Source organism: Rhizomonospora bruguierae (assembly GCF_018397995.1).
Taxonomy (GTDB): Bacteria; Actinomycetota; Actinomycetes; order Mycobacteriales; family Micromonosporaceae; genus Rhizomonospora; species Rhizomonospora bruguierae.
Map to the genome: position 1 here is coordinate 11,458 of NZ_BBQH01000013.1, position 19,662 is coordinate 31,119.

At 72.1% G+C, this 19,662-nt stretch carries 16 protein-coding genes; 10 read left to right on the plus strand and 6 right to left on the minus strand.

Annotated elements, in window-relative coordinates; genetic code table 11:
* Positions 1-826: 826 nt before the first annotated feature.
* The gene (dnaA, locus tag KJS59_RS04715; RefSeq protein WP_213451220.1) at positions 827-2,665 is read right to left on the minus strand and encodes a chromosomal replication initiator protein DnaA; all 1,839 of its coding nucleotides are present in this window, start codon (positions 2,663-2,665) and stop codon (positions 827-829) included.
* Positions 2,666-3,248: 583 nt separating this feature from the next.
* Here dnaA and rpmH point away from each other — a divergent pair.
* From rpmH to KJS59_RS04760, 9 genes are all read left to right on the plus strand, one after another.
* Positions 3,249-3,386, plus strand: coding sequence for a 50S ribosomal protein L34 (gene rpmH / locus KJS59_RS04720; protein WP_213451062.1), 138 nt, complete (start codon positions 3,249-3,251; stop codon positions 3,384-3,386).
* 32 nt (positions 3,387-3,418) lie between these two features.
* Positions 3,419-3,796 (plus strand): ribonuclease P protein component, encoded by a 378-nt coding sequence (gene rnpA / locus KJS59_RS04725; RefSeq protein WP_213451063.1) that lies wholly within the window; start codon positions 3,419-3,421, stop codon positions 3,794-3,796.
* A 23-nt stretch (positions 3,797-3,819) separates the two neighbouring features.
* Positions 3,820-4,065, plus strand: a complete 246-nt coding sequence (gene yidD / locus KJS59_RS04730; protein ID WP_213451221.1) for a membrane protein insertion efficiency factor YidD — start codon at positions 3,820-3,822, stop codon at positions 4,063-4,065.
* On the plus strand, positions 4,062-5,042 hold the full coding sequence (gene yidC, locus KJS59_RS04735; RefSeq protein ID WP_213451064.1) for a membrane protein insertase YidC: 981 nt from the start codon (positions 4,062-4,064) through the stop codon (positions 5,040-5,042). Before yidD ends, yidC begins: the two co-directional genes overlap by 4 nt.
* Before the next feature lie 101 nt (positions 5,043-5,143).
* Positions 5,144-5,833 carry a Jag family protein gene (locus KJS59_RS04740; RefSeq protein ID WP_213451065.1) on the plus strand — a complete coding sequence of 230 codons (690 nt, stop codon included), beginning with the start codon at positions 5,144-5,146 and terminating at the stop codon, positions 5,831-5,833.
* Positions 5,834-5,916: 83 nt separating this feature from the next.
* On the plus strand, positions 5,917-6,708 hold the full coding sequence (rsmG, locus tag KJS59_RS04745) for a 16S rRNA (guanine(527)-N(7))-methyltransferase RsmG (protein WP_376771128.1): 792 nt from the start codon (positions 5,917-5,919) through the stop codon (positions 6,706-6,708).
* A gap of 882 nt (positions 6,709-7,590) precedes the next feature.
* Positions 7,591-8,703 carry a ParA family protein gene (locus KJS59_RS04750; protein ID WP_376771129.1) on the plus strand — a complete coding sequence of 371 codons (1,113 nt, stop codon included), beginning with the start codon at positions 7,591-7,593 and terminating at the stop codon, positions 8,701-8,703.
* A gap of 46 nt (positions 8,704-8,749) precedes the next feature.
* Positions 8,750-9,784 carry a ParB/RepB/Spo0J family partition protein gene (locus KJS59_RS04755; RefSeq protein ID WP_213451067.1) on the plus strand — a complete coding sequence of 345 codons (1,035 nt, stop codon included), beginning with the start codon at positions 8,750-8,752 and terminating at the stop codon, positions 9,782-9,784.
* A 3,074-nt stretch (positions 9,785-12,858) separates the two neighbouring features.
* Positions 12,859-13,620, plus strand: a complete 762-nt coding sequence (locus KJS59_RS04760; RefSeq protein WP_407073975.1) for a hypothetical protein — start codon at positions 12,859-12,861, stop codon at positions 13,618-13,620.
* Between the two features lie 58 nt (positions 13,621-13,678).
* Here the strand turns inward: KJS59_RS04760 and KJS59_RS04765 are convergent, their stop codons facing one another.
* Together KJS59_RS04765 and KJS59_RS04770 are read right to left on the minus strand one after the other, a co-directional pair.
* Positions 13,679-14,662 carry a D-alanine--D-alanine ligase family protein gene (locus tag KJS59_RS04765; protein ID WP_213451068.1) on the minus strand — a complete coding sequence of 328 codons (984 nt, stop codon included), beginning with the start codon at positions 14,660-14,662 and terminating at the stop codon, positions 13,679-13,681.
* 7 nt (positions 14,663-14,669) lie between these two features.
* Positions 14,670-15,950, minus strand: coding sequence for an aminotransferase-like domain-containing protein (locus tag KJS59_RS04770; protein ID WP_213451223.1), 1,281 nt, complete (start codon positions 15,948-15,950; stop codon positions 14,670-14,672).
* A gap of 312 nt (positions 15,951-16,262) precedes the next feature.
* Between KJS59_RS04770 and KJS59_RS04775 the strand changes: the two genes are divergently transcribed.
* The gene (locus KJS59_RS04775) at positions 16,263-16,937 is read left to right on the plus strand and encodes a GNAT family N-acetyltransferase (protein ID WP_213451069.1); all 675 of its coding nucleotides are present in this window, start codon (positions 16,263-16,265) and stop codon (positions 16,935-16,937) included.
* Positions 16,938-16,989: 52 nt separating this feature from the next.
* Here the strand turns inward: KJS59_RS04775 and KJS59_RS04780 are convergent, their stop codons facing one another.
* From KJS59_RS04780 to trxB, 3 genes are all read right to left on the minus strand, one after another.
* On the minus strand, positions 16,990-18,141 hold the full coding sequence (locus KJS59_RS04780; protein ID WP_213451070.1) for an N-acetylmuramoyl-L-alanine amidase: 1,152 nt from the start codon (positions 18,139-18,141) through the stop codon (positions 16,990-16,992).
* A 187-nt stretch (positions 18,142-18,328) separates the two neighbouring features.
* The gene (gene trxA / locus KJS59_RS04785) at positions 18,329-18,652 is read right to left on the minus strand and encodes a thioredoxin (protein ID WP_213451071.1); all 324 of its coding nucleotides are present in this window, start codon (positions 18,650-18,652) and stop codon (positions 18,329-18,331) included.
* A 35-nt stretch (positions 18,653-18,687) separates the two neighbouring features.
* Positions 18,688-19,641 carry a thioredoxin-disulfide reductase gene (trxB, locus tag KJS59_RS04790; RefSeq protein WP_213451072.1) on the minus strand — a complete coding sequence of 318 codons (954 nt, stop codon included), beginning with the start codon at positions 19,639-19,641 and terminating at the stop codon, positions 18,688-18,690.
* Positions 19,642-19,662 lie beyond the last annotated feature (21 nt).

The following is a 19,662-nucleotide window of genomic DNA, read 5'->3' on the forward strand; positions in this document are numbered from 1 at the left end:
AGGCCGCATCAATCAGTGGATAAGTGCCGCCCTGTCCACACGCGTCCACAGGTGTTCCCCAGGGTTTCTCCACACCCTGTGAACATGCGCGGATCTCGTCCACCGAGTTCACAGGCTGTCGTACACAGGGCCTGTGGATGCCTGCGGACGGTGTGGACAACGGAGAAGGGCGCCAGATCCGGTGCGACGCCTTCGGACGGCTCATTGTCGGCTTTCTTGCACCGCTGCCTGGGTGTGCGCTGCCCATATCGGCGGGTGCCGCCGTCGCCGGCGACGTGGGAGCCTCCCGGGCGCAGGAGGCTTCGGGGACGGGAGCCGCAGGCCGGGGTGAGGCGGCGACGCCAGCGGGCAGGAGTGCTGGCGTCAGCGCGCTGGGCTCTGCTGCCGAGGAGGAAGCACCTCTATCCCACCCACTCCTCTCCCGGGCGGCGGGCTGGGTGGGAGATCTAGCTACGTATCTGTCCCTAAATCGGCGTATCTGTACCAAGCTCTGTGTCAATCTGCCGATCAAGCGGAGAAGGGAACAAGCGGAGAGAGGAGGTGGTGTTCTTCCCCTGCGGAAGCAGAGCAAAGCGGGTGGCACACCGAAGCTGCCCGGGCCGTCAACGGATGAGCTGCGTTGAACCGCGTGCCGGCGAACCGCGCCCCGGCCGAACCGGGCGCCGCCGAACCGCGCGCCGCGCCAACCGCAACCCGCGCTGCCCGCGCGCCGCGTCGACCGCGCTGTCCCGGCGCCGCGCCAACCGGTGCTGCCCGCGCGCCGCGCCAACCCGCGCCGGAGCCGGGCCGCGCCTGCTCCCGTGAGCGGCGTCCCCGCGAGTGTGGATCAGGCGGTCTGCTTGATCCGGTTGGTCAGCTCGGCGATCTGGTTGTAGAGCGAGCGGCGTTCCGCCATCTGCTGGCGGATCTTCCGGTCCGCGTGCATGACCGTGGTGTGGTCCCGCCCGCCAAATGCCTGCCCGATGCGGGGCAGGGACAGGTCGGTCAGCTCCCGGCACAGGTACATGGCGACCTGGCGGGCATTGACGAGTACCCGGGAGCGGGAGTGCCCGCGTAGGTCCTCCAGGCTGACGCCGAAGTAGTCGGCGGTCGAGACCATGATCTGGTCGGCGGTGATCTCGGGGCCCGAGCCGTCCGGGATGAAGTCGCGCAGCACCTCCTCCGCGAGCGACAGCTCGACCGGGGCGCGGGTGAGGCTGGCGAACGCGGTGACGCGGATCAGCGCGCCCTCCAGTTCGCGGATCGAGTTGGCGATCCGCGAGGCGATGAACTCGAGCACGTCCGGCGGGGCGAACAGCCGCTCCTGGGCGGCCTTCTTCTGGAGGATCGCGATGCGGGTCTCCAGGTCCGGCGGCTGGATGTCGGCGAGCAGCCCCCATTCGAACCGGGTGCGCAGCCGGTCCTCCAGGGTGGACAGCTGCTTCGGCGAGCGGTCCGAGGTGATGACGATCTGCTTGTTGGCGTTGTGGAGGGTGTTGAAGGTGTGGAAGAACTCCTCCTGGGTACGCTCGCGGTTCTCCAGGAACTGGATGTCGTCGATGAGCAGGATGTCGACGTCCCGGTAGCGGCGCTGGAACGCGCTGGTCTTGTCGTCGCGCAGCGAGTTGATGAAGTCGTTGGTGAATTCCTCGGTCGACACGTAGCGGACCGAGCGGGCGTTGCCGAGGCTCGTCGCGTAGTGGCCGATCGCGTGCAGCAGGTGCGTTTTGCCCAGCCCGGAACCGCCGTAGATGAACAGCGGGTTGTACGCCTTGGCCGGCGACTCGGCGACCGCGACGGACGCGGCGTGCGCGAACCGGTTGGACGAGCCGATGACGAAGGTCTCGAACATGTACTTGGGGTTGAGCCGGTTCCCGCCGCTCTCCCCACCCGGGCGCCGGTCGTCGCGGGACGGCCCGCCCGGCCGGCTGTCCGGACCGGGTGGCGGGCGGTTCGGCCCGTTGTCGGAGCCGCCGTCCGGTCCGACGCCGTGGTGGACCGGTCCGTTCGGGTGGGTGCCGCCATGGTGAGCCGGGCCCTGATGGGGTGGCTGGTGTGGGTCGGGCGCCCTGCGCTCCCGGTCGACCGGCTCGGGCGCGGCGAACAGCGCGTCCTGGCCGTCGCGGGAGGGGGGCGCGGAGCGCAGGGTGGGGCCGTGGCCGCTCGGGTGATCCTGAGCGGAGGGCCCGGGGTTGGGTGGGCCGTAGGTCGGTGCTGCGGGGTTCGACTGGTAGCCCGGGGTGCCCCCGCCGTACTGGGGCGGCCCGGGGACCGGCGCCCGCCCGTACAAGCCCTGCTGGCCGTACGGGTTGTCGTAGTGGCCGGGGTAGCCGAGCTCGGGCTGGTCGGGTACCCCGGCGCCCCCGCTCGGGTAGCCGTACGCGGCCTGGTACGGGATGGGAACCCCCGGGTGCGCGCCGCCCGAGCCGTCCTCCGGCGGGCGGACCGTCACCGCCACCTGGATCGCCCGGCCCAGCCGGCGGGACAGCGCGTCGGTGATCGCCGGGCGCAGCCGTGACTCGATCACGTCCCGGGTGAAGGCGTCCGGCACCGAGAGCAGGGCGGTGTCCTCCACGATCGCCCGCAGCCGGGTCAGGCGCAGGTACGCCCGCTGCTGCGCCGAGACGATCTCGTCGGCGAGCTCGTCGGTCGCGGCGGCCCAGACCGCGGCGAGATCGCCCAGCATGTTCGGGCGTTCGCCGCCGTCGCTCATCTCCGCCACCGTCCCGCTACCCCCATCGCTGCCGACCACCCGCTGTACGAGGCAACCGTGACACCAGTAGTCCACAGGTTATCCACAGCCTGTGCATCGTTCCGATCGCCGGCCAAGGGCGGTGAGTGAGCGGGCTCACCGTGCCGAACGAGCGACCACCTCGCCCGGTTTTGCCCCCCACACCGCCCGGCCCGGGTCCCCACCACCCGACGGGCAGACGCGCACGCTAACAGCGTTGTCCACAACCCTTCAACCGTTGTCCACACGATCCGGCAGCACCCGGTACAGGATTGGCGCGTTTGTGTGCGGAGAGTCGCCGTTGTGCTCACGGAGCGTGACGACCCGAGCGTATTTGCTGATCAACTGGGGTGGCTCGTAGACTCGTGGGGTTGCGCCGCCGCTCCGCGGTCGCCGGCCGTCGCCGGACGGGCCGGGTGCGGGGGGCGGCCAGCCCCGGGTCGCGTACCGCTTACTATGGATGTCGGCTATGGCCGCATCCGGGTGCGGCTGCCGGCCAGACCAGCCGTAACGCCACCGCCGACAACGGAGACCTGACGTGAGCAAGCGCACCTACCAGCCGAACAACCGCCGCCGCGCGAAGACCCACGGCTTCCGGCTGCGCATGCGCACCCGGGCCGGTCGCGCCATCATTTCCGCCCGCCGTGGCAAGGGGCGCGCCCGCCTGTCGGCGTGAGCCCGCGGTGGGTGCCAGGGATGTAGCCGGCCGTGCTCGCGGCGACGTCGCGCCTCCGGCGCAGCGCTGAATTCGCCGCGGTCGTGCGCGCGGGTGACCGCGCCGGCCGTGGTGGCGTCGTCGTGCATCTGGTCGAACCGGGGCCGGCGCAGGCCGGGGAGCAGCTCCCCGCCCGCGCCGGCTTCGTCGTGTCCAGGGCGGTCGGACCGGCCGTGGTCCGCAACCGGACCCGGCGTCGGCTGCGGCACCTCGTTCGCGACCGGCTGAACACCCTGCCGCCCGGCACCGACCTGGTCGTGCGCGCGCTACCGGCCGCGGCCACCAGCACATATGCCCAGCTCGGCGCCGATCTCGACGCCGCCATCGCCGCCGCACGCAGCCGCCGACTGCGCGCCGGGGGTACCCGGTGAGCACCGCCTCCCGCGGTGCGCGGATGCTGGCGGTACCGATCGTCGCGTACCGTCGTTGGGTAAGCCCGGCACTGCCGGCCCGCTGCCGATTCCACCCGACGTGCAGCGCGTACGCCCTGGAGGCGATCGCGACGCACGGCGCCCTGCGTGGTCTGCGACTGGCGATCTGGCGGCTGCTGCGGTGCCACCCCTTCCACCCCGGTGGGTACGACCCGGTGCCACCGGTCCGGTCCCGCCGACGCGCTGACGTATCTGGAGCCCCGAATTGAGTCTCGACTGGATCTACACGGCCATCTCGTGGATCCTGCTGAAATGGCACTCGGTCTGGGACGCCATCCTGCCCGGCGTTGCTTTCCTGGGTACCAACTGGGACTGGATCCTCGCGATCGTCTTCCTGGTCGTGACGCTGCGGGTGATTCTGTTCCCGGTCTTCGTCAAGCAGATCAAGTCGCAGCGGGCGATGCAGGCGCTCAGCCCGCAGATCAAGGCCCTGCAGGAGAAGCACAAGGGTGACCGGGAGACGCTCCAGAAGGAGATGATGGAGCTCTACCGGAAGGAAAAGGCCAACCCGCTGATGGGCTGCCTTCCGATGTTCCTCCAGATCCCGGTCTTCATCGGCCTGCTGCACGTGCTGCGTCGCCTCCAGCCGACCAACGATCTCAAGGACATCTACGGCTGGACGGTGGGCCAGTTCAACAGCGCCACCGCTGCCCGCCTGTTCACCGCACCGATCTCCGACTCGTTCGCCACGGGTAACGGGACCACCAAGATCGTCGCGATGATCCTCGTCCTGATGATGACCGTGACGACCTATCTGACCAGCCGCCAGATGATCCTCAAGACCGGCTGGGCCGCGGACCCGCAGCAGAAGATGATCCAGCGGCTGATGCTCTACGGCATCCCCGCCTCGCTGCTGTTCTCCGGGTTCATCTACCCCTTCCCCATCGGTGTGGTCATCTACTGGGTGACGAACAACCTGTTCTCGCTGGCCCAGCAGCAGTGGGTGCTGCGCAAGTACCCGCCGCCGCCGATGGCCGGCCGGACGTCGGCCACGGCCACGGCCGGGGCCGCCCGCAAGAACGGCGGGCCGGTGCAGGACGCGAGCAAGGGTGGCCTGCTGGCCCGCTTCCGCCCGCAGCCGCCCGCACCCGAGCCCAAGCCGGCGGTCACCAAGGCGAACGCGCCCCGCCCGGGCGCCAAGCCGGTGAACCCGAAGAAGGGCGGCGCGGCGCGGCGGCAGGGCTGACGGCCCACCCCGCGCCGCCGCGGCGGCCACTGACGTACCCGCCGACTGGGCGGGAAACCGCGGACCGCGCGTTGGTCCGTCAGACCAGTACGGAGACAGATGTGACCGACACCAGCACTCCCCACGTCGACGAGGACGAGGTCCGCGACGACCCGGCCGATCGCGCCGGCGCGGACGACGCCGCCGACGACGGCGCCCTCGGCGTCGATCCGCGCGCCGAGGCCGACGAGGATGAGGACGAGGGCGACGACGAGGAGGACGACGACGAAGAGGATGAGGAGGAGGCCGACGAGGAGGCCGGTGGGACCGGCTCCGCGAAGGCCGACGAGACCGACCTCTTCCGGCAGAGCGAGATCGCCGCGGACTACGTCGAGGGCCTGCTCGACGTCCTGGACTACGACGGCGACATCGACGAGCTGATCTCCGGCGGGCGCCCCGTCGTGGAGGTCGTCGGCGGTCGCCTCCAGTCCCTCGTCGGCCAGCGCGGCGCCACCCTCGAGGCGCTGCAGGAGCTCACCCGGCTCGCCGTCTTCCGGCAGACCGGTACTCCGAGCCGGCTGCTGCTCGACGTCGGCGGCTACCGCGCCGCCCGCCGCAAGGAACTCGCCGCCGTGGCGAAGAACGCGGTGGAGAAGGTCAAGGAGTTCGGCGAGCCGGTCCGCCTGGAGCCGATGTCCGCGTTCGAGCGCAAGTGCGTGCACGATGTGGTGAACGCGATCGACGGGGTGCAGAGCGAGTCCGAGGGCGTTGAGCCGCAGCGCCGGATCGTCGTCCACCCGGTCGCCGACTGACCGTGCCTCCATCGCACACCGGCGCCCCCTCCGGCGATGACGCCGAGGGGGCGCTGCCCTCTACGCCCGGCTCGTCCGGCCCGGTGCGACCGGATCTCGCCGAGTCCGGTCCGCTGCCCGAGGGACTCGTCGTCCCCTCGCTGCCCGAGGGGCAACTTCTCGACGCGGCGCGGGTCGTGTTCGGCGACCGCCTGCCCCTCGCCCACGCCTACGCCGACCTGCTCGCCACCGATGGGGTCATCCGTGGCCTGATCGGTCCCCGCGAGACACCCCGCCTCTGGGGGCGCCACCTGCTGAACTGCGCGGTGGTCGGGGAGCTGATTCCGCAGGATGCTTCGGTGATAGATGTGGGGTCTGGGGCGGGTTTGCCCGGCATTGTCCTTGCCGTGGCCCGGCCGGACCTCACGGTCACCCTGGTCGAGCCGCTGGCACGACGGGCCGCCTTCCTCACGGAAGCGGTCGCGACCCTCGACCTGGCCGGTACCGTCACGGTGCTCCGGGCCCGGGCCGAGGAACTCGTCGGGACCGCCCTCGCCCCCGCCGACATCGTCACCGCCCGCGCGGTCGCGCCACTCGACCGGCTCGCTGCCTGGTGCCTACCCCTCGCCGCCCCCGGCGGACGGCTGCTCGCGCTCAAGGGCGCCGCGGCCGTCGACGAGGTCGCCCAGCACCGGGCCGCGGTCGACCGGCTCGGCGGCGGCGCCCCGGTCGTACGGCAGTGCGGAGCCACCCTGGTCGAGCCGCTGACGACCGTCGTGGACATCGTCCGCGAGCGCGCCGTCGCGCCGACCGGACCGCAGGCACGCACCGGGCGCGCCGGCCGCCGTTCGAGTCCGGATGGCGGTGGGGTGCGCGGGAGACCACGGAGGCGTTGATGGGCGGGCGAGGAGCACCTCGCCACCGTCGTTCTCTGCGCCGAACCGTCTCCCGCTGCCTCGCCGCCCGTTCCGGCGCCGCCGTTGCTCGGTGGCTCCTCCGGTTCCTCGGCCGCTTCGGCTTCTCCGCTTCTGTGGCGGTCACCCGTGGCGCTGCTGTCGGCCGCGGTGCCATCGCAGACGGCGTCGCAGCGATTGGTGGCACCGCCGAAGGTGAAGACGGCGATGCTGGCGCCGACCGGTACGCCACTCATAGCGCCATGGCGAGGGTGGCTCCGCCACCTACGGCGTCGTTGCGAGCGCTGGTGCCATCGCCCGGGGCGACGCCGAATCGGCCGCCCCGCTCATTCGCGGCGCCACCGCGAGCAGTGATGGCAGGCCGGCTCACCGCTGGTGCCTGCGGCGCTCGGTGGGCGTCTCTCGAGCGTCGACGGATTTCCTATCCTCGTGCATCAGGAGGACCGTGACGAGGCGGGGGGCCGTAGCCTCGGTAGGCCATCGGCCGTAGGCTGGCCGCGCACCCACTTTGCGAGCGGCTGCGACGTGCAGGCCGATCAGTCCGACGCGGCGGGTAGGGATGACACGGTGCAGAACAGCGGTAGTCACGACGGCAGCGCCCCCGTTTCACGTGAAACAGAGCGCGAAATCGGGCACGGAGTCGACCAGGAGCAGGTCACCGGTGCGTTCCCGCCGGTCAACCCACCGCCACGGCGTGAGGGTCGGATCTACGGCAGCGCGGCGGTGCCCGGTCCGGCGGAGCACGGCGTCGACCGTCAGGTTCCGTCGCCAAGGACCAGCAACGGTTACTCGGGTCGCGCCGAGGAGCCGACCAGCGGCGCTCCCGGGTACCGGGCGCCGGGCGGTCCACCGTCGCCGCACCGCATCCCTGCGGCGAACCCCGCGGGGAGTTACGCTACTTCCGGCGGTCCCGCCGACCCGGCCCTACGCCGGCCGACGCCGTCCCCTCGGCCCCACGCCGCACCGGTACCGGCGCCGGCGGAACAGGTCGACGGCGGACGGCCCGCGCCAGCCCCCCGTTCCGACGCCCGAGCCGACACGCCCGCGGCGTCCACGAGACCTTTCGCCGAGGAAACCGTGACGGACGCGTACGTTTCACGTGAAACAGAGTCGCGTGAAGAGGATGATCCACCGTTGGCCATGGAAGCCATGCGCGCCGTACATATCCTGAACCCGAGTGGCGAGGTGACCATGCCTCGGCCCGCCCACGCGCGCATCATCTGCGTGGCCAACCAGAAGGGTGGGGTCGGCAAGACGACCACCACGGTGAACCTGGCCGTGGCACTGGCCCTGCACGGAAATCGGGTGGTCGTCGTTGACCTCGACCCACAGGGCAACGCCTCCACCGGGCTCAACGTCCCGCACCACGCCGGCGTGCCCGACGTGTACGACTGCCTGATCGACAACACGCCGCTCGCCGAGGTGGCGCAGGCGGTCGAGGGCATCCCCAACCTGTGGTGCGTGCCCGCCACCATCGACCTCGCCGGCGCCGAAATCGAACTCGTCTCGGTCGTCGCTCGGGAGTCGCGGCTGGCCCGAGCCATCGCCGCCTACCCCGGCGCGTACGACTACGTGTTCATCGACTGCCCGCCTTCGCTCGGGCTCCTGACGGTGAACGCGCTTGTCGCCGCCCAGGAGGTGCTCATCCCGATCCAGTGCGAGTACTACGCACTGGAGGGGCTGAACCAGCTCATCAGCAACATCAACCTGGTGAAGGCACACCTGAACCCGACCCTCGACGTCTCCACCATCCTGCTGACCATGTACGACCGGCGCACCCGCCTGGCCGACGCCGTCGAGCAGGACGTGCGGAACCACTTCGGGGACAAGGTGCTGCAGGCGGTCATCCCGCGGAACGTCCGGGTTTCGGAGGCACCGAGCTATGGGCAGTCGGTGATGACCTACGATCCCGGTTCGCGGGGCGCCACGAGCTACTTCGAGGCGGCCCAGGAGATCGCGGAGCGCGCGGCGAAGTGATCGCATCGGCCGGCACCGTGCCGGTGGGGACTGTGGGAGGCGTGGCATGAAGAACCGTCCGAAGGGCGGCCTCGGGCGTGGGCTCGGTGCGCTCATTCCGACCGCGCCCCCGCCTGGAAGCGTGGCGACCGCCCCGCTGCCCGGCATCAACCCGGCCTATGGCGCCCCGGCCGACTCGGGCGCCACGGCACCGGTGCAGCCCGGTCCGTCGGCGGCCGCGGTCGGCGTGCCGTCGTACCCGGAACTGGCGCCGGTACCCGGGGCGCGGTTCGCGGAGATCCCCGTCGTCGCGATCGTCGCGAACCCGAAGCAGCCGCGGCAGATCTTTGACGAGGAGGCGATGGCGGAGCTGAAGACCTCCATCGAGGAGGTCGGGCTGCTCCAGCCGATCGTCGTGCGAGAGCTCGGCGAGGACAAGTACGAGCTCGTGATGGGCGAGCGGCGCTGGCGGGCCTCCCAGGCGGTCGGCAGGGACACCATCCCGGCGATCATCCGGGACACCCGCAACGACGCGATGCTCCGGGACGCGCTGCTGGAGAACATCCACCGCGCGAACCTGAACCCGCTCGAAGAGGCCGCCGCGTACCAGCAGCTGCTCGACGAGTTCGGCGCGACCCACGAGGAGCTTGCCCGCCGGATCGGGCGCAGCCGCCCGCAGATCTCGAACACCATCCGGCTGCTGAACCTGCCGCCGGTGGTTCAACGCCGGGTGGCGGCCGGCGTGCTGTCGGCCGGGCACGCCCGCGCACTCCTCGCCCTCGACGACACCAACGGGCAGGAGGAGCTCGCGACCCGGATCGTCGCGGAGGGGCTGTCGGTCCGGGCGACCGAGGAACTGGTCTCGCTGGCCATCTCGGAGGGCCCCACCAAGAAGGCCGCACCGAGGCGCCGCGCCAAGCCCCACTCGCCGGCCCTCGCCGATCTGGCCGACCGGCTCAGCGATCGCTTCGACACCCGTGTCAAGGTCGACATCGGCAGGGCCAAGGGGAAGATCACCATCGAGTTCGCCACGGTGGACGACCTGGAGCGGATTGTCGGCATCATCGGGGTGGAGCGGGAGGACTCCCTCAGCGACGGCTAACGACCCCGTCCCACTGAGCCCGCCGAGCGCCTGAACGCGCGGCGGGCTCTTTGTTTCACGTGAAACGGCAGGCCGCCGTGCCGGCGCCGCGACAGCCGACGTGGGCCCGCCGCTTCGCCGACGGTCTGGCGAACGGCGGTGCGCGGGTGAACGGGATTGCGGCCACGGCACCGACGGCAAAGAGGACGGTCCTGGCGAAGCCCGCCCGCCGCCCGCAGTCGGCCGGCGGCGCCCGTGAAATGTGCCGCCCATTCCAGGAGGGCGCAAGCGGGTGGGCGGCGCTCGAACGAGATGCGTCTGTCGCCCGTCGTCCTTCGTCGCCGCCCTCCAGCGCGCGCTCCGCTGCGCGGGGAACGACCCCGTCCCTCGCACCGCTCGCTTCTCGCGGGCCCGGCGCGGACGCCACCTCCGCGCCCGCAGGTCGGCCGGACGCGATGAGCAGCGAGACGAGCACCAGTTGCGCAACGGCGCGGTCGGCGGCGGTGAATGCTCACACCGAGGCGGCCGACCCCTCACCGCGACGCGGTCGAGCGCCGTCTCCGTATGGCGGCCACTTGCCGTGCCTGCGCTGCCTTGGGAGCGTCTGTCGCTCGTCGCCTGGGGGCGTCCGTCGCGCTGGATCGGCGGGGCCGACTCCAACCGGTCGGACCACTAGTCGCTACCTGACTCGGGCTCTAACCCGTCGCTCGGTCGGGCCCGCGTGGCCCCGAACCGCGAATGGCCGCCGCTCGGCGAACTCGGCGTGGACCGCGCCGAGCGCCGGCCGGTGTGCCGAGCAAGGGGGGCCACTCGTCAAGGCAGGACCGCGTGGCGCACCATGGCGTGCCCGGACGTCCAGGGTAGCCAGATGCGAGCAGAAGACGCTCGAAGGGCGACGAGAGCGTGGCACGGGATCGCCGCGCTCAGGCGGCGCTACGCACTGGCCGCCCACGCGCGCCGCGCTGCTGGTCGGCGGTGCCGCCAGCCCACGCTGAACGTTGCCGGGTACGCAGCGAACACCGGACGCTTCCGGCAGCGCAGGCGCGGCATGGTCTCGGCGCCCCCAAGCGGCGCTCGGCCCTAGCCGCCATGGAAACTCAGTACGGGCGTCGGCGTCGGGCCGCAGAGTGTCGCTCCCGGGCGACCCGGGTCGCAGAGTGGCACTCGGGCGCCGCCGGGGTAGCAAAGCGCCGAGGCCGATGCGGAGTGCAGTCCAGGGCGGAGTCTGTTCGAACGGAGCGGGGGCTGAGCGGAGCACGGACAGAGCCCGACGCCGGGGCGGACTCAGAGTCCGACGCGGGCGGAGTTGCCCGTGCGGGATCCTGCGCTCGCGGCCCTGTGCTCGTGGCCCTGTGCTCGTGGCCCTGTGCTCGTGGCCCTGTGCTCGCGCTATCGCGGCAGGCACCGCCCGCACGAGATTTTGCCTGCGGAAGTCCTGCGGGGCGCTTGCCAAGGGCCGAGACGGTAGCCCGTAGACAGAGTCGCCGGAGGTCGTTGTTTCACGTGAAACCGGGGGTCGGTTCGGTGAAGCGGGGCGTCCTGCGGGGCCCCCAGGAACGCCGAGGTTACGAGCGACAGCGCTCGTGGCCGACTCGTGGAGTTGCGATCGCGGATGGGGCTTAGCTCTGGTCCGCGACGCAGCGCCTACGGGTAGCGGCCATGGGCAGGACTGAGGTGCCGCGCGCCGGCAGCGGACCGAGCGACACGGGTCGCGGCAAGAACGGCGGGCCGACCGTGGTGATCCGCAGAGGGCGGACGCCCGACGTCAGGCGGGGGCGCCGCTCCGACCGCCCCCCTGTACACCACCGCTACGGCTAAAACGCGCTTCCGCGTCCCCTCGACGGATCGCTACCCGCCTCGCAGTGGCGGCCCAATTCACGCCTGCCGTGCTGGCTAGGCTTCCGGCGGCCCGCGCCCGTAACGGCGCCATGGAGCAGGAGCGGCCCACTGCCTCGACCGCAGCACACGGCCTCTGCGTCCACGCCAGGCGTCGCCTCAACGGGAGCCAAACTCTGGAGCCGGCGAGGCACCGGACCTGACCCGGGTTTCGGTCGACGGGGCCACCACTGCGACCCGAGCAGCGGCTCGACGGATTATCAAGGGGCCGTGGAGCACAAGCCTCTGTGGGAGCCAGGGGCCCGGAGCCAGGGGCCCGGAGCCAGGGGCCCGGAGCCAGGGCGTGGAGCCACGGGCGTCGAGCCACGGGCGTGGAGCCACGGGCGTCGAGCCACGGCGTGGAGCACCGAACCTGGAACACGAACCCGTGGAGCGTGGAGCAGGCCGCGAGCACAATGCCGCCGACCCACAGGATCGCGGGGCCGCCGGCCCACAGAGTCGCCGATGGGAACCCCCGGCCGGCAAGCCGTCATCGTCCAGAAGCCGGGTACGGCATCCCGTCTTGAAGCGGACCCGCCAGCCGGCCCGTCGGCCGAGAACACCATCCCTTCGTTTCACGTGAAACGGCGCCACCGGCGGTCTCGCGCCCCGGCTCCTGGAGCAGGCCGTGACATCGCCCGACTCCAGCCCGCCTTCCCGCCGGCTCGCCCGGTGGCAACAGACGGGGGCCGACAACGCCCACCCGCCGAGAAGAGCCGCCGACTCAACGGGTGCCGACGCCCCGCCGGGAGGCCGTGCCCAGAGCAGCACCGTAGCCCCGAACCGGGCCGCCCGACTCCGCCGTCCACAGGGGGATCGAACCGGCGGCGGCGACCACCTCCGCCATCCACAGGAGTTATCCACAGGCGGGCGGTAAAGACCGCATAACTGCGGGTCAGCGAGTTATCCACCCTGTGGATGACGGGCCTGTGGACGGTCCGGCGAGCCGGCCGATATGGGGAGCGACAGGGGGTACCGGGCTCGACTAGTGTCGGTCCGTGCCCGAGAACCCCCCGCTGCCTTCGTTCACGTCGTGGCCCTCGTTTCCGTTCGAGGGCCAGATGCGCGTCAAGCCGCTCGACCCGCCGGTCGCCGTCGAACCCGCGCGCAAGGGCGACGACGGCAGCGACTGTGTCTCCTGCAACACCCCGGACGAGGAGTACATCTGGGTCAGCGAGCGCTGGCGGGTCCGCGCCATGGACCGGCCCACCGGGCTGCCGATGGTGCTGATTCTCGAGTCCCGTTCGCACCTGGATCTGGGGGACCTGCCGAACCTGCTCGCCGCCGAACTGGGCGTCATGACGGTCCGGCTGGAGCGGGCGATCCGCTCGATCGACGGGGTCGCGCGGGTTCACGTGAACCGGTGGGGCGACGGCGCGGCGCACCTGCACCTGTGGTTCATGGCGCGGCCGTACGGGCGGCTCCAGTTGCGGGGCACGTTCCTCCCGCTGTGGGATGACATCCTGCCGCCGATTTCCGAATCGGTCTGGCGGGAGAACCTGGCGCTGATCGCCGCCTGGCTCGCCGAGTTCGGCGGGCGCCCACTGGCCGAGCCGCCCCGCATCGAGTGGAAGGCACCGTCGTCCTTCGGCGAGGCCCCGGCGGTGGATCTGGCGGCCGCGGAGCCGGCGCGGGAGGCCGAGCCCGCGCTGCCCCTGGAGGGTCCGGAGGAGTTGGAGCCGGGCACCGGTGAGGCGGCGGCCAAGGCTGCCGTTGCGCGGTCCGGGGCGGCGGCTGCGACCGGCTTCCTGCCGGCTCAGACCGGGAGGATGGAGGCTTCCGCTTCCGGCACTGCGGGAGCGGCGGCATCAGGCCAGCAGGTGGCGCCGGTACCGGGCGCGGCGAGCGAAGGGAAGTCCGACAGTGAAACGGTGGGCGACGACGCGCCGTCCGCCAACGTGGCAGCGGAAGGCGACGGGAGCGGGCGGGCCGGCGATGCCGCGCCGGAGCCGGTGAAGGCTCCCGAGACCGCTGGCGCCTGAGCGCCCAGGTCCGTTCCAGCCGCTGAGCATCGCGGACAGGGCCGCGTGCTGCGCGTGATCAAGCGGCCGACCGCGCCCGGGCGGCCGCCCGGCTGACGAGCGTGGCGAGAACCTTGCCGAAGTCGAGCCCTGCGGCCTGCACCGCCAGCGGGAGCAGCGACGTCTCCGTCATGCCGGGAGCGACGTTGGCCTCCAGGACGTGGGGCTGGCCCTGCTCGTCCACGATCAGGTCGACGCGGGAGAGGTCGCGCAGGCCGAGGGCCGTGTGGGCGGCGAGCGCGGTCTCCGCGACCCGGGCGGCCACCTCCTCGGGGAGGCGGGCCGGGGCGTGCCAGGTGGTGAGGCCGGCGGTGTAGCGGGCGGCGTAGTCGTAGACGCCGTTGCTGGGGACGATCTCGACGGCGGGCAGGGCCTGGGGGCCGTCGCCGAGGTCGATGACGGAGACGGCCACGTCGGCACCGCAGACATAGCGCTCGACCAGGGCGGTGGAGTGGTACGCGAAGCAGCCGACCATGGCGGGGGGCAACTCGCTGATCTGGCGGACGACGGCGCTGCCGAGGCCGGAGCCGCCCTGGGCGGGCTTGACCATGAGAGGCAGGCCGAGGCGGTCGGCGATGCGGTCGAGGATGGCGACGGCGCCGAGTTCGGAGAAGCGGTCGTGGGGCAGGGCCACCCAGTCGGGGGTGGGGATGCCGGCCTCGCGGAGCACCGCCTTGGCGGACGGCTTGTCCCAGGCGAGGCGGGCCGCGCGGGCGTCGCAGCCGACGTAGGGGACGTCGTACAGGTCGAGGACGCCGCGCAGGGAGCCGTCCTCGCCGGTGGCGCCGTGCAGGGCGATGATGACGGCGTCCGGCGGGTCGGCCTGGAGGGCGGGGAGCAGGCAGACGTCGGCGTCGCGCAGTTCGGCGTCGTGGCCGACCGAGCGCAGCGCGTCGAGGACCCGGCGGCCGGAGCGCAGCGACACGTCCCGCTCGTAGGAGAGGCCGCCGGCGAGGATCAGCACGCGCGGTTCGGTTGCTCCGGTTTCGGATGCGCCAGTCATGGCGGCATCATGCCAAGTCGGGGCCTGGCGCGTCGAAGCCGGTCCGTTCCCGGCGGCGCCGACCGGAGCCGGAGCCGGTGCCGTCCCGCCCCGAAGCCCCGCTGAACAGGGAGCGCAGGGCGATCTCCTGTTCCATCACCCCGGCCAGGCGGCGGACGCCCTCCTGGATGAGCTCGGGCGAGGGGTACGAGTAGTTCAGGCGCATGTGGTTGCGCCCGGTGCCGTCGGCGTAGAAGCCGGTACCGGGCACGTAGGCGACCCGGGCGGCGAGGGCGCGCGGCATCATGGCCTTGGCGTCCAGGCCCTCGGGCAGGGTGGCCCAGACGAACAGGCCGCCCTGCGGCCGGGTCCACGAGGTTCCGGCGGGCATCAGGTCGGCCAGCGACGCGAGCAGCGTGTCCCGGCGTTCGCGGTACACCTCGCGGTACACCTTGATCTGCTCGCGCCACGGCATCGTGGTGAGGTACTGGGTGACCGCGGACTGGGCGAACGCGCTCGGGCAGAGGATGTTGGCCTCGGAGACGATGACGAGCTTGTCGCGGACCGCGTGCGGGGCGAGGATCCAGCCGACCCGCAGCCCGGGCGCGAAGGTCTTGGAGAAGGTGCTCAGGTAGATCACGCCGTCCCGGCGCCGGGCGCGCAGCGGGGCCGGCGCGTCGCCGTCGAAGCTGAGCTGGCTGTACGGGTCGTCCTCGACCACCAGCAGGCCGGCGCGCTCGCAGATGTCCAGGATCCGCTCGCGTCGCTGTTCGGACAGGGTCACTCCGGCGGGGTTCTGGAAGGTGGGGATCGTGTAGAGGAACTTGGCGCGGCGCCCCGCGCGGGTGACCGCGGCGATCGCCTCCTCCAGGGCCTCGGGCACGAGCCCGTCGGCGTCCATGGCCACGTGCACCACGCGTGCCTGGGCGGCCTGGAACACGCCGAGCGCGCCGACGTAGGTCGGGCCCTCGGCGAGCACCACGTCGCCCGGGTCCACGAACAGGCGGGCCACCAGGTCGAGCGCCTGCTGCCCGCCGACGGTCACCACCACGTCCTCCGGGGAGGCGCCGCACGCCGCGTCGATCCCGGACAGGGTCATCACGTCGCAGATGCGCTCGCGCAGTTCCAGGGTGCCCTGGCCGATGCCGTACTGGAGCGCGGTGAGGCCCTGCTCGGCGCCGATCCGGCCGAGCATGTCGCCGACGGCGTCCAGGGGCAGCGCCGCGAGGTACGGCGAGCCGCCGGCCATGGACACGACCTCGGGGCGGCTGGCGACCGCGAACAGGGCACGGATCTCGGAGGCGGTCATCCCGCGCACCCGGTCGGCGTAGCGATCGGTGTAGTCGTCCAGCGTGGTACCGGAACGCGGAGCGGGTTGATGGTGGGTCACGGCGGGACCTCCTGCGCGGCGGGGACCGCCGGAGGCCGGACCGGCGGCCAGTTCTCCGATGAGCCAGCACTCCGATGGTAACTACCGGCACCCGTCCCGGTCACCATGCATAACGCGATCGGTCCGGTTCGCGATGGATCTGCCCTACTCGGAAGTTCCATCCCCGTGGCCGGGCTTTCCGGGTACGATTCCCCGGGGGCAAGAGCCGGACGAGGTATCGAGGACGGGCCGATGTCGCGACGCCTGGTCAACCTGACACTCGACACGCTCGAAGATCTCCCCCGGCCGTGCCGGGGCTGCGTCTACTGGGAACTCGATCCGGTCGCCGCCGAGCGGGCGTGCGCCACCGGCGACCCCGGCCTGGAGAAGGAGGCCTGGGTCAGCCAGACCCTGCTGGAGTGGGGCTCCTGCGGCAAGCTGATGTACGTGGACGGCATGCCGGCCGGTTTCGTGATGTACGCGCCGCCGGCCTACGTACCCCGCTCGATGGCGTTCCCCACCTCCCCGGTCTCGGCCGACGCCGCGCTGCTGATGACCGCGCACGTGGTGGCGCCGTTCGCCGGCGGTGGGCTGGGCCGGATGCTGGTCCAGGGCGTCGCCCGGGATCTGACCAAGCGGGGCATCAAGGCGATCGAGGCGTTCGGGGACGCGAAGTACGGCGAGCAGGAGGCCGAGGCGCCGGCCCGGGGCACCGGGTGCCTGGCTCCCGCCGATTTCTTCCTGTCGGTCGGGTTCAAGACGGTACGCCCGCATCCGCGGTACCCGCGCCTGCGGCTGGAACTGCGTACCGCCCTGTCCTGGAAGTCGGACGTGGAGTACGCGCTGGAGAAGCTGCTCGGCTCGATGAGCCCCGAGACGCTGCTGCGCCCCGTCCGGCCCGCCACCCGCTCCGCCGGGACCCTCTGACGCCGCCCGGTGCTCTCGGGGGCGCCGGGGGGCGTCGGGGGGTAACGGGGCGTCAGCTGTCGGCTGCCACCATCGCCCGCAGTTGGCGCACGTCGATCGAGCCGGTGGGCACGTCGGCGTCGAGCGGGTACCACATGCGCTGCACCGCGGCGACGATCGCCTCGACCACCTGCTCCCGGAACAGCGGGTCGACCAGGTGCTCCCGGTCCTGGGGGGAAGTGAGGTATCCGACATCCACCCGTACGGCTGGCATCCGGGTCAACCGGAGCAGATCCCACGTCTTGGGGTGGATCTGGCAGTTCCGCAGCCCGGTGCGGGCGACGATCTCCCGTTGGACCAGGCCCGCCAGCCGCTCGCCCACCGTGGAGGTGGCACCATTGCCGGTGCCGTAGTGGAACGTGGCGACGCCGTCGGCCCCGGGGTTGGCGTGGCCGTCGACGTGCAGGGAGATGAGCAGGTCGGCGCCGAGGTCGTTGGCGAGTTGGGCGCGCTCCAACTGGCTGGGCGAGCTGGCCGGCGACGGACCCCGGGTCAGGTGGACCCGCATGCCGGCCGCCCCCAACCGGCCCTCCAGCCGGGCGGCCAGGTCGTAGGCGAGCTCCGCCTCGGTCCAGCGCAGGGGGCCGTCCGGTACCACGATGCCGGCGTCGGGACCGCCGTGCCCGGGGTCCACGACGATGGTCTTGCCGACCAGGTTGGGGCCGGACTGGCGGAAGGTGTCCTGCTCGCGTAGCCACTGCGGGCGGCCGCCGACCACCTTGCGGCCGAGCCGGCGCAGCGCGTTCATCGTCTGCGGCCCGCAGCCGCCGTCCGGGTGCAGCCCGACCTCGCGCTGGAACTGGGCGACCGCACGGGCGGTGCGGGCGCCGTAGACGCCGTCCGCCCGGCCCACGTCGAAGCCCATCTCCAGCAGGCGCTCCTGGAGCGTGCGCACGTCCTCACCGACCAGCGGGTCGGGGATCGACTGGTACAGCGACCGGGCGCCGAGCCGCCAGCGGGCCGCGTCCAGCGCGCGCCAGGTCTCGTCGTCGACCTCGCCGTCGGCGGTCAGGCCGCGGCTCTGCTGGAACGCGCGGACCGCCGTCTCGGTGGCGGCGTCGAAGTCGCCGGGGTCGCCGCCCTGGGGCAGCAGGTCCTGGCCGACGAGGATCGCACGGATCTCCGCCACGGCCGGCCCATGATCGCCATGCCGGATCCGACGCACGCGCGACCTCCCTCAACCGCGAATCGGGCAAACGCCTCCGGAGCGTACCCCTCGCCCCCACCGTCCATCCGGCGGCGCCGGGGGCAAAGGCAACGCGCCGGCAAACGATCACCCGCTCGGGGTGAGCGGGGCCGAAAACGCCGCGGGGGCCGCCCCGATCGGACGGCCCCCGCGGCGGTGCCGCGAACTACAGGGCCGCCTCGATCATGCGGATGAGGTCGCCCTTGGGCTTCGCGCCGGCCACCGACCGGACCGGCTCGCCGCCCTTGAACACGGTCAGCGTGGGCACGGACATCACCCGGTAGGCGCGCGCGGTCTCCGGGTTCTCGTCGATGTTGAGCTTCACGATGGTGACCTGGTCGGCCATCTCCGTCGCGATCTCCTCAAGCACCGGCGCCACCTTGCGGCACGGCGCGCACCACTCCGCCCAGAAGTCCACCAGGACCGGCTTGTCGGACTGGAGTACGTCGCTGACGAAGTTGGCGTCCGTGACGGACTTGGTTGCTCCCACTGAGGTCCTCCTTGGGGGTTTGCCGCAGGTTGCGGTCAGCTTTCCAGCGAGGCGATGTAGCGCTCGGCGTCGAGGGCGGCGGCACAGCCGGTGCCGGCCGCGGTGATGGCCTGCCGGTAGGTGTGGTCGACCAGATCGCCGGCTGCGAACACCCCCGGGATGTTGGTGCGGGTGCTGGGGGCCTCGACCTTGACGTAGCCGTTCTCGTCCAGGTCCACCTCGCCGCGGAACAGGTCGCTGCGCGGCACGTGGCCGATCGCCACGAACACGCCGCTGACCCGCAGGTCGCGCGGCTGGCCGCCGTGGACGTCGCGCAGCCGGAGGCCGACGACCCTGCCGTCCTCGCCGAGCACCTCGTCCACCAGGCTGTTCCAGGCGACCTTGATCTTCTCGTTGGACAGCGCCCGGTCGGACATGATCTTGCTCGCCCGGAACTCGTCCCGGCGGTGCACGATCGTCACCGAATTGGCGAAGCGGGTGAGGAAGGTGGCCTCCTCCATCGCCGAGTCGCCGCCGCCCACCACCGCGACGTCCTGCTCACGGAAGAAGAAGCCGTCACAGGTCGCGCAGGACGAGACGCCGTGGCCGAGCAGTTCCTGCTCGCCCGGCACGCCCAGCGGCCGCCAGGCGGAGCCGGTCGCGAGGATGACCGCCTTGGCGAAGTACGCCGTCTCACCCACCCAGACCGTCTTGTACGCCTCGGCGCCCGCGGCCGTCGACTGGAGCAACTCGACCCGGGTCGCGTCGTCGGTGAGGAACTCGGCGCCGAACCGCTCGGCCTGCTTGCGCATCTGGTCCATCAGCTCGGGGCCCAGGACACCGTCCGGGAAGCCCGGGAAGTTCTCCACCTCGGTGGTGGTCATCAGCGCGCCACCGGACGCCACGCCCTCGATGACCAGCGGCTTGAGGTTGGCCCGCGCGGCGTAGACGGCGGCCGTGTAGCCAGCCGGGCCCGATCCGATGATGATCAGTTCGCGGACCTCGTCCACAGCAACTCCTCGTCTGATGCG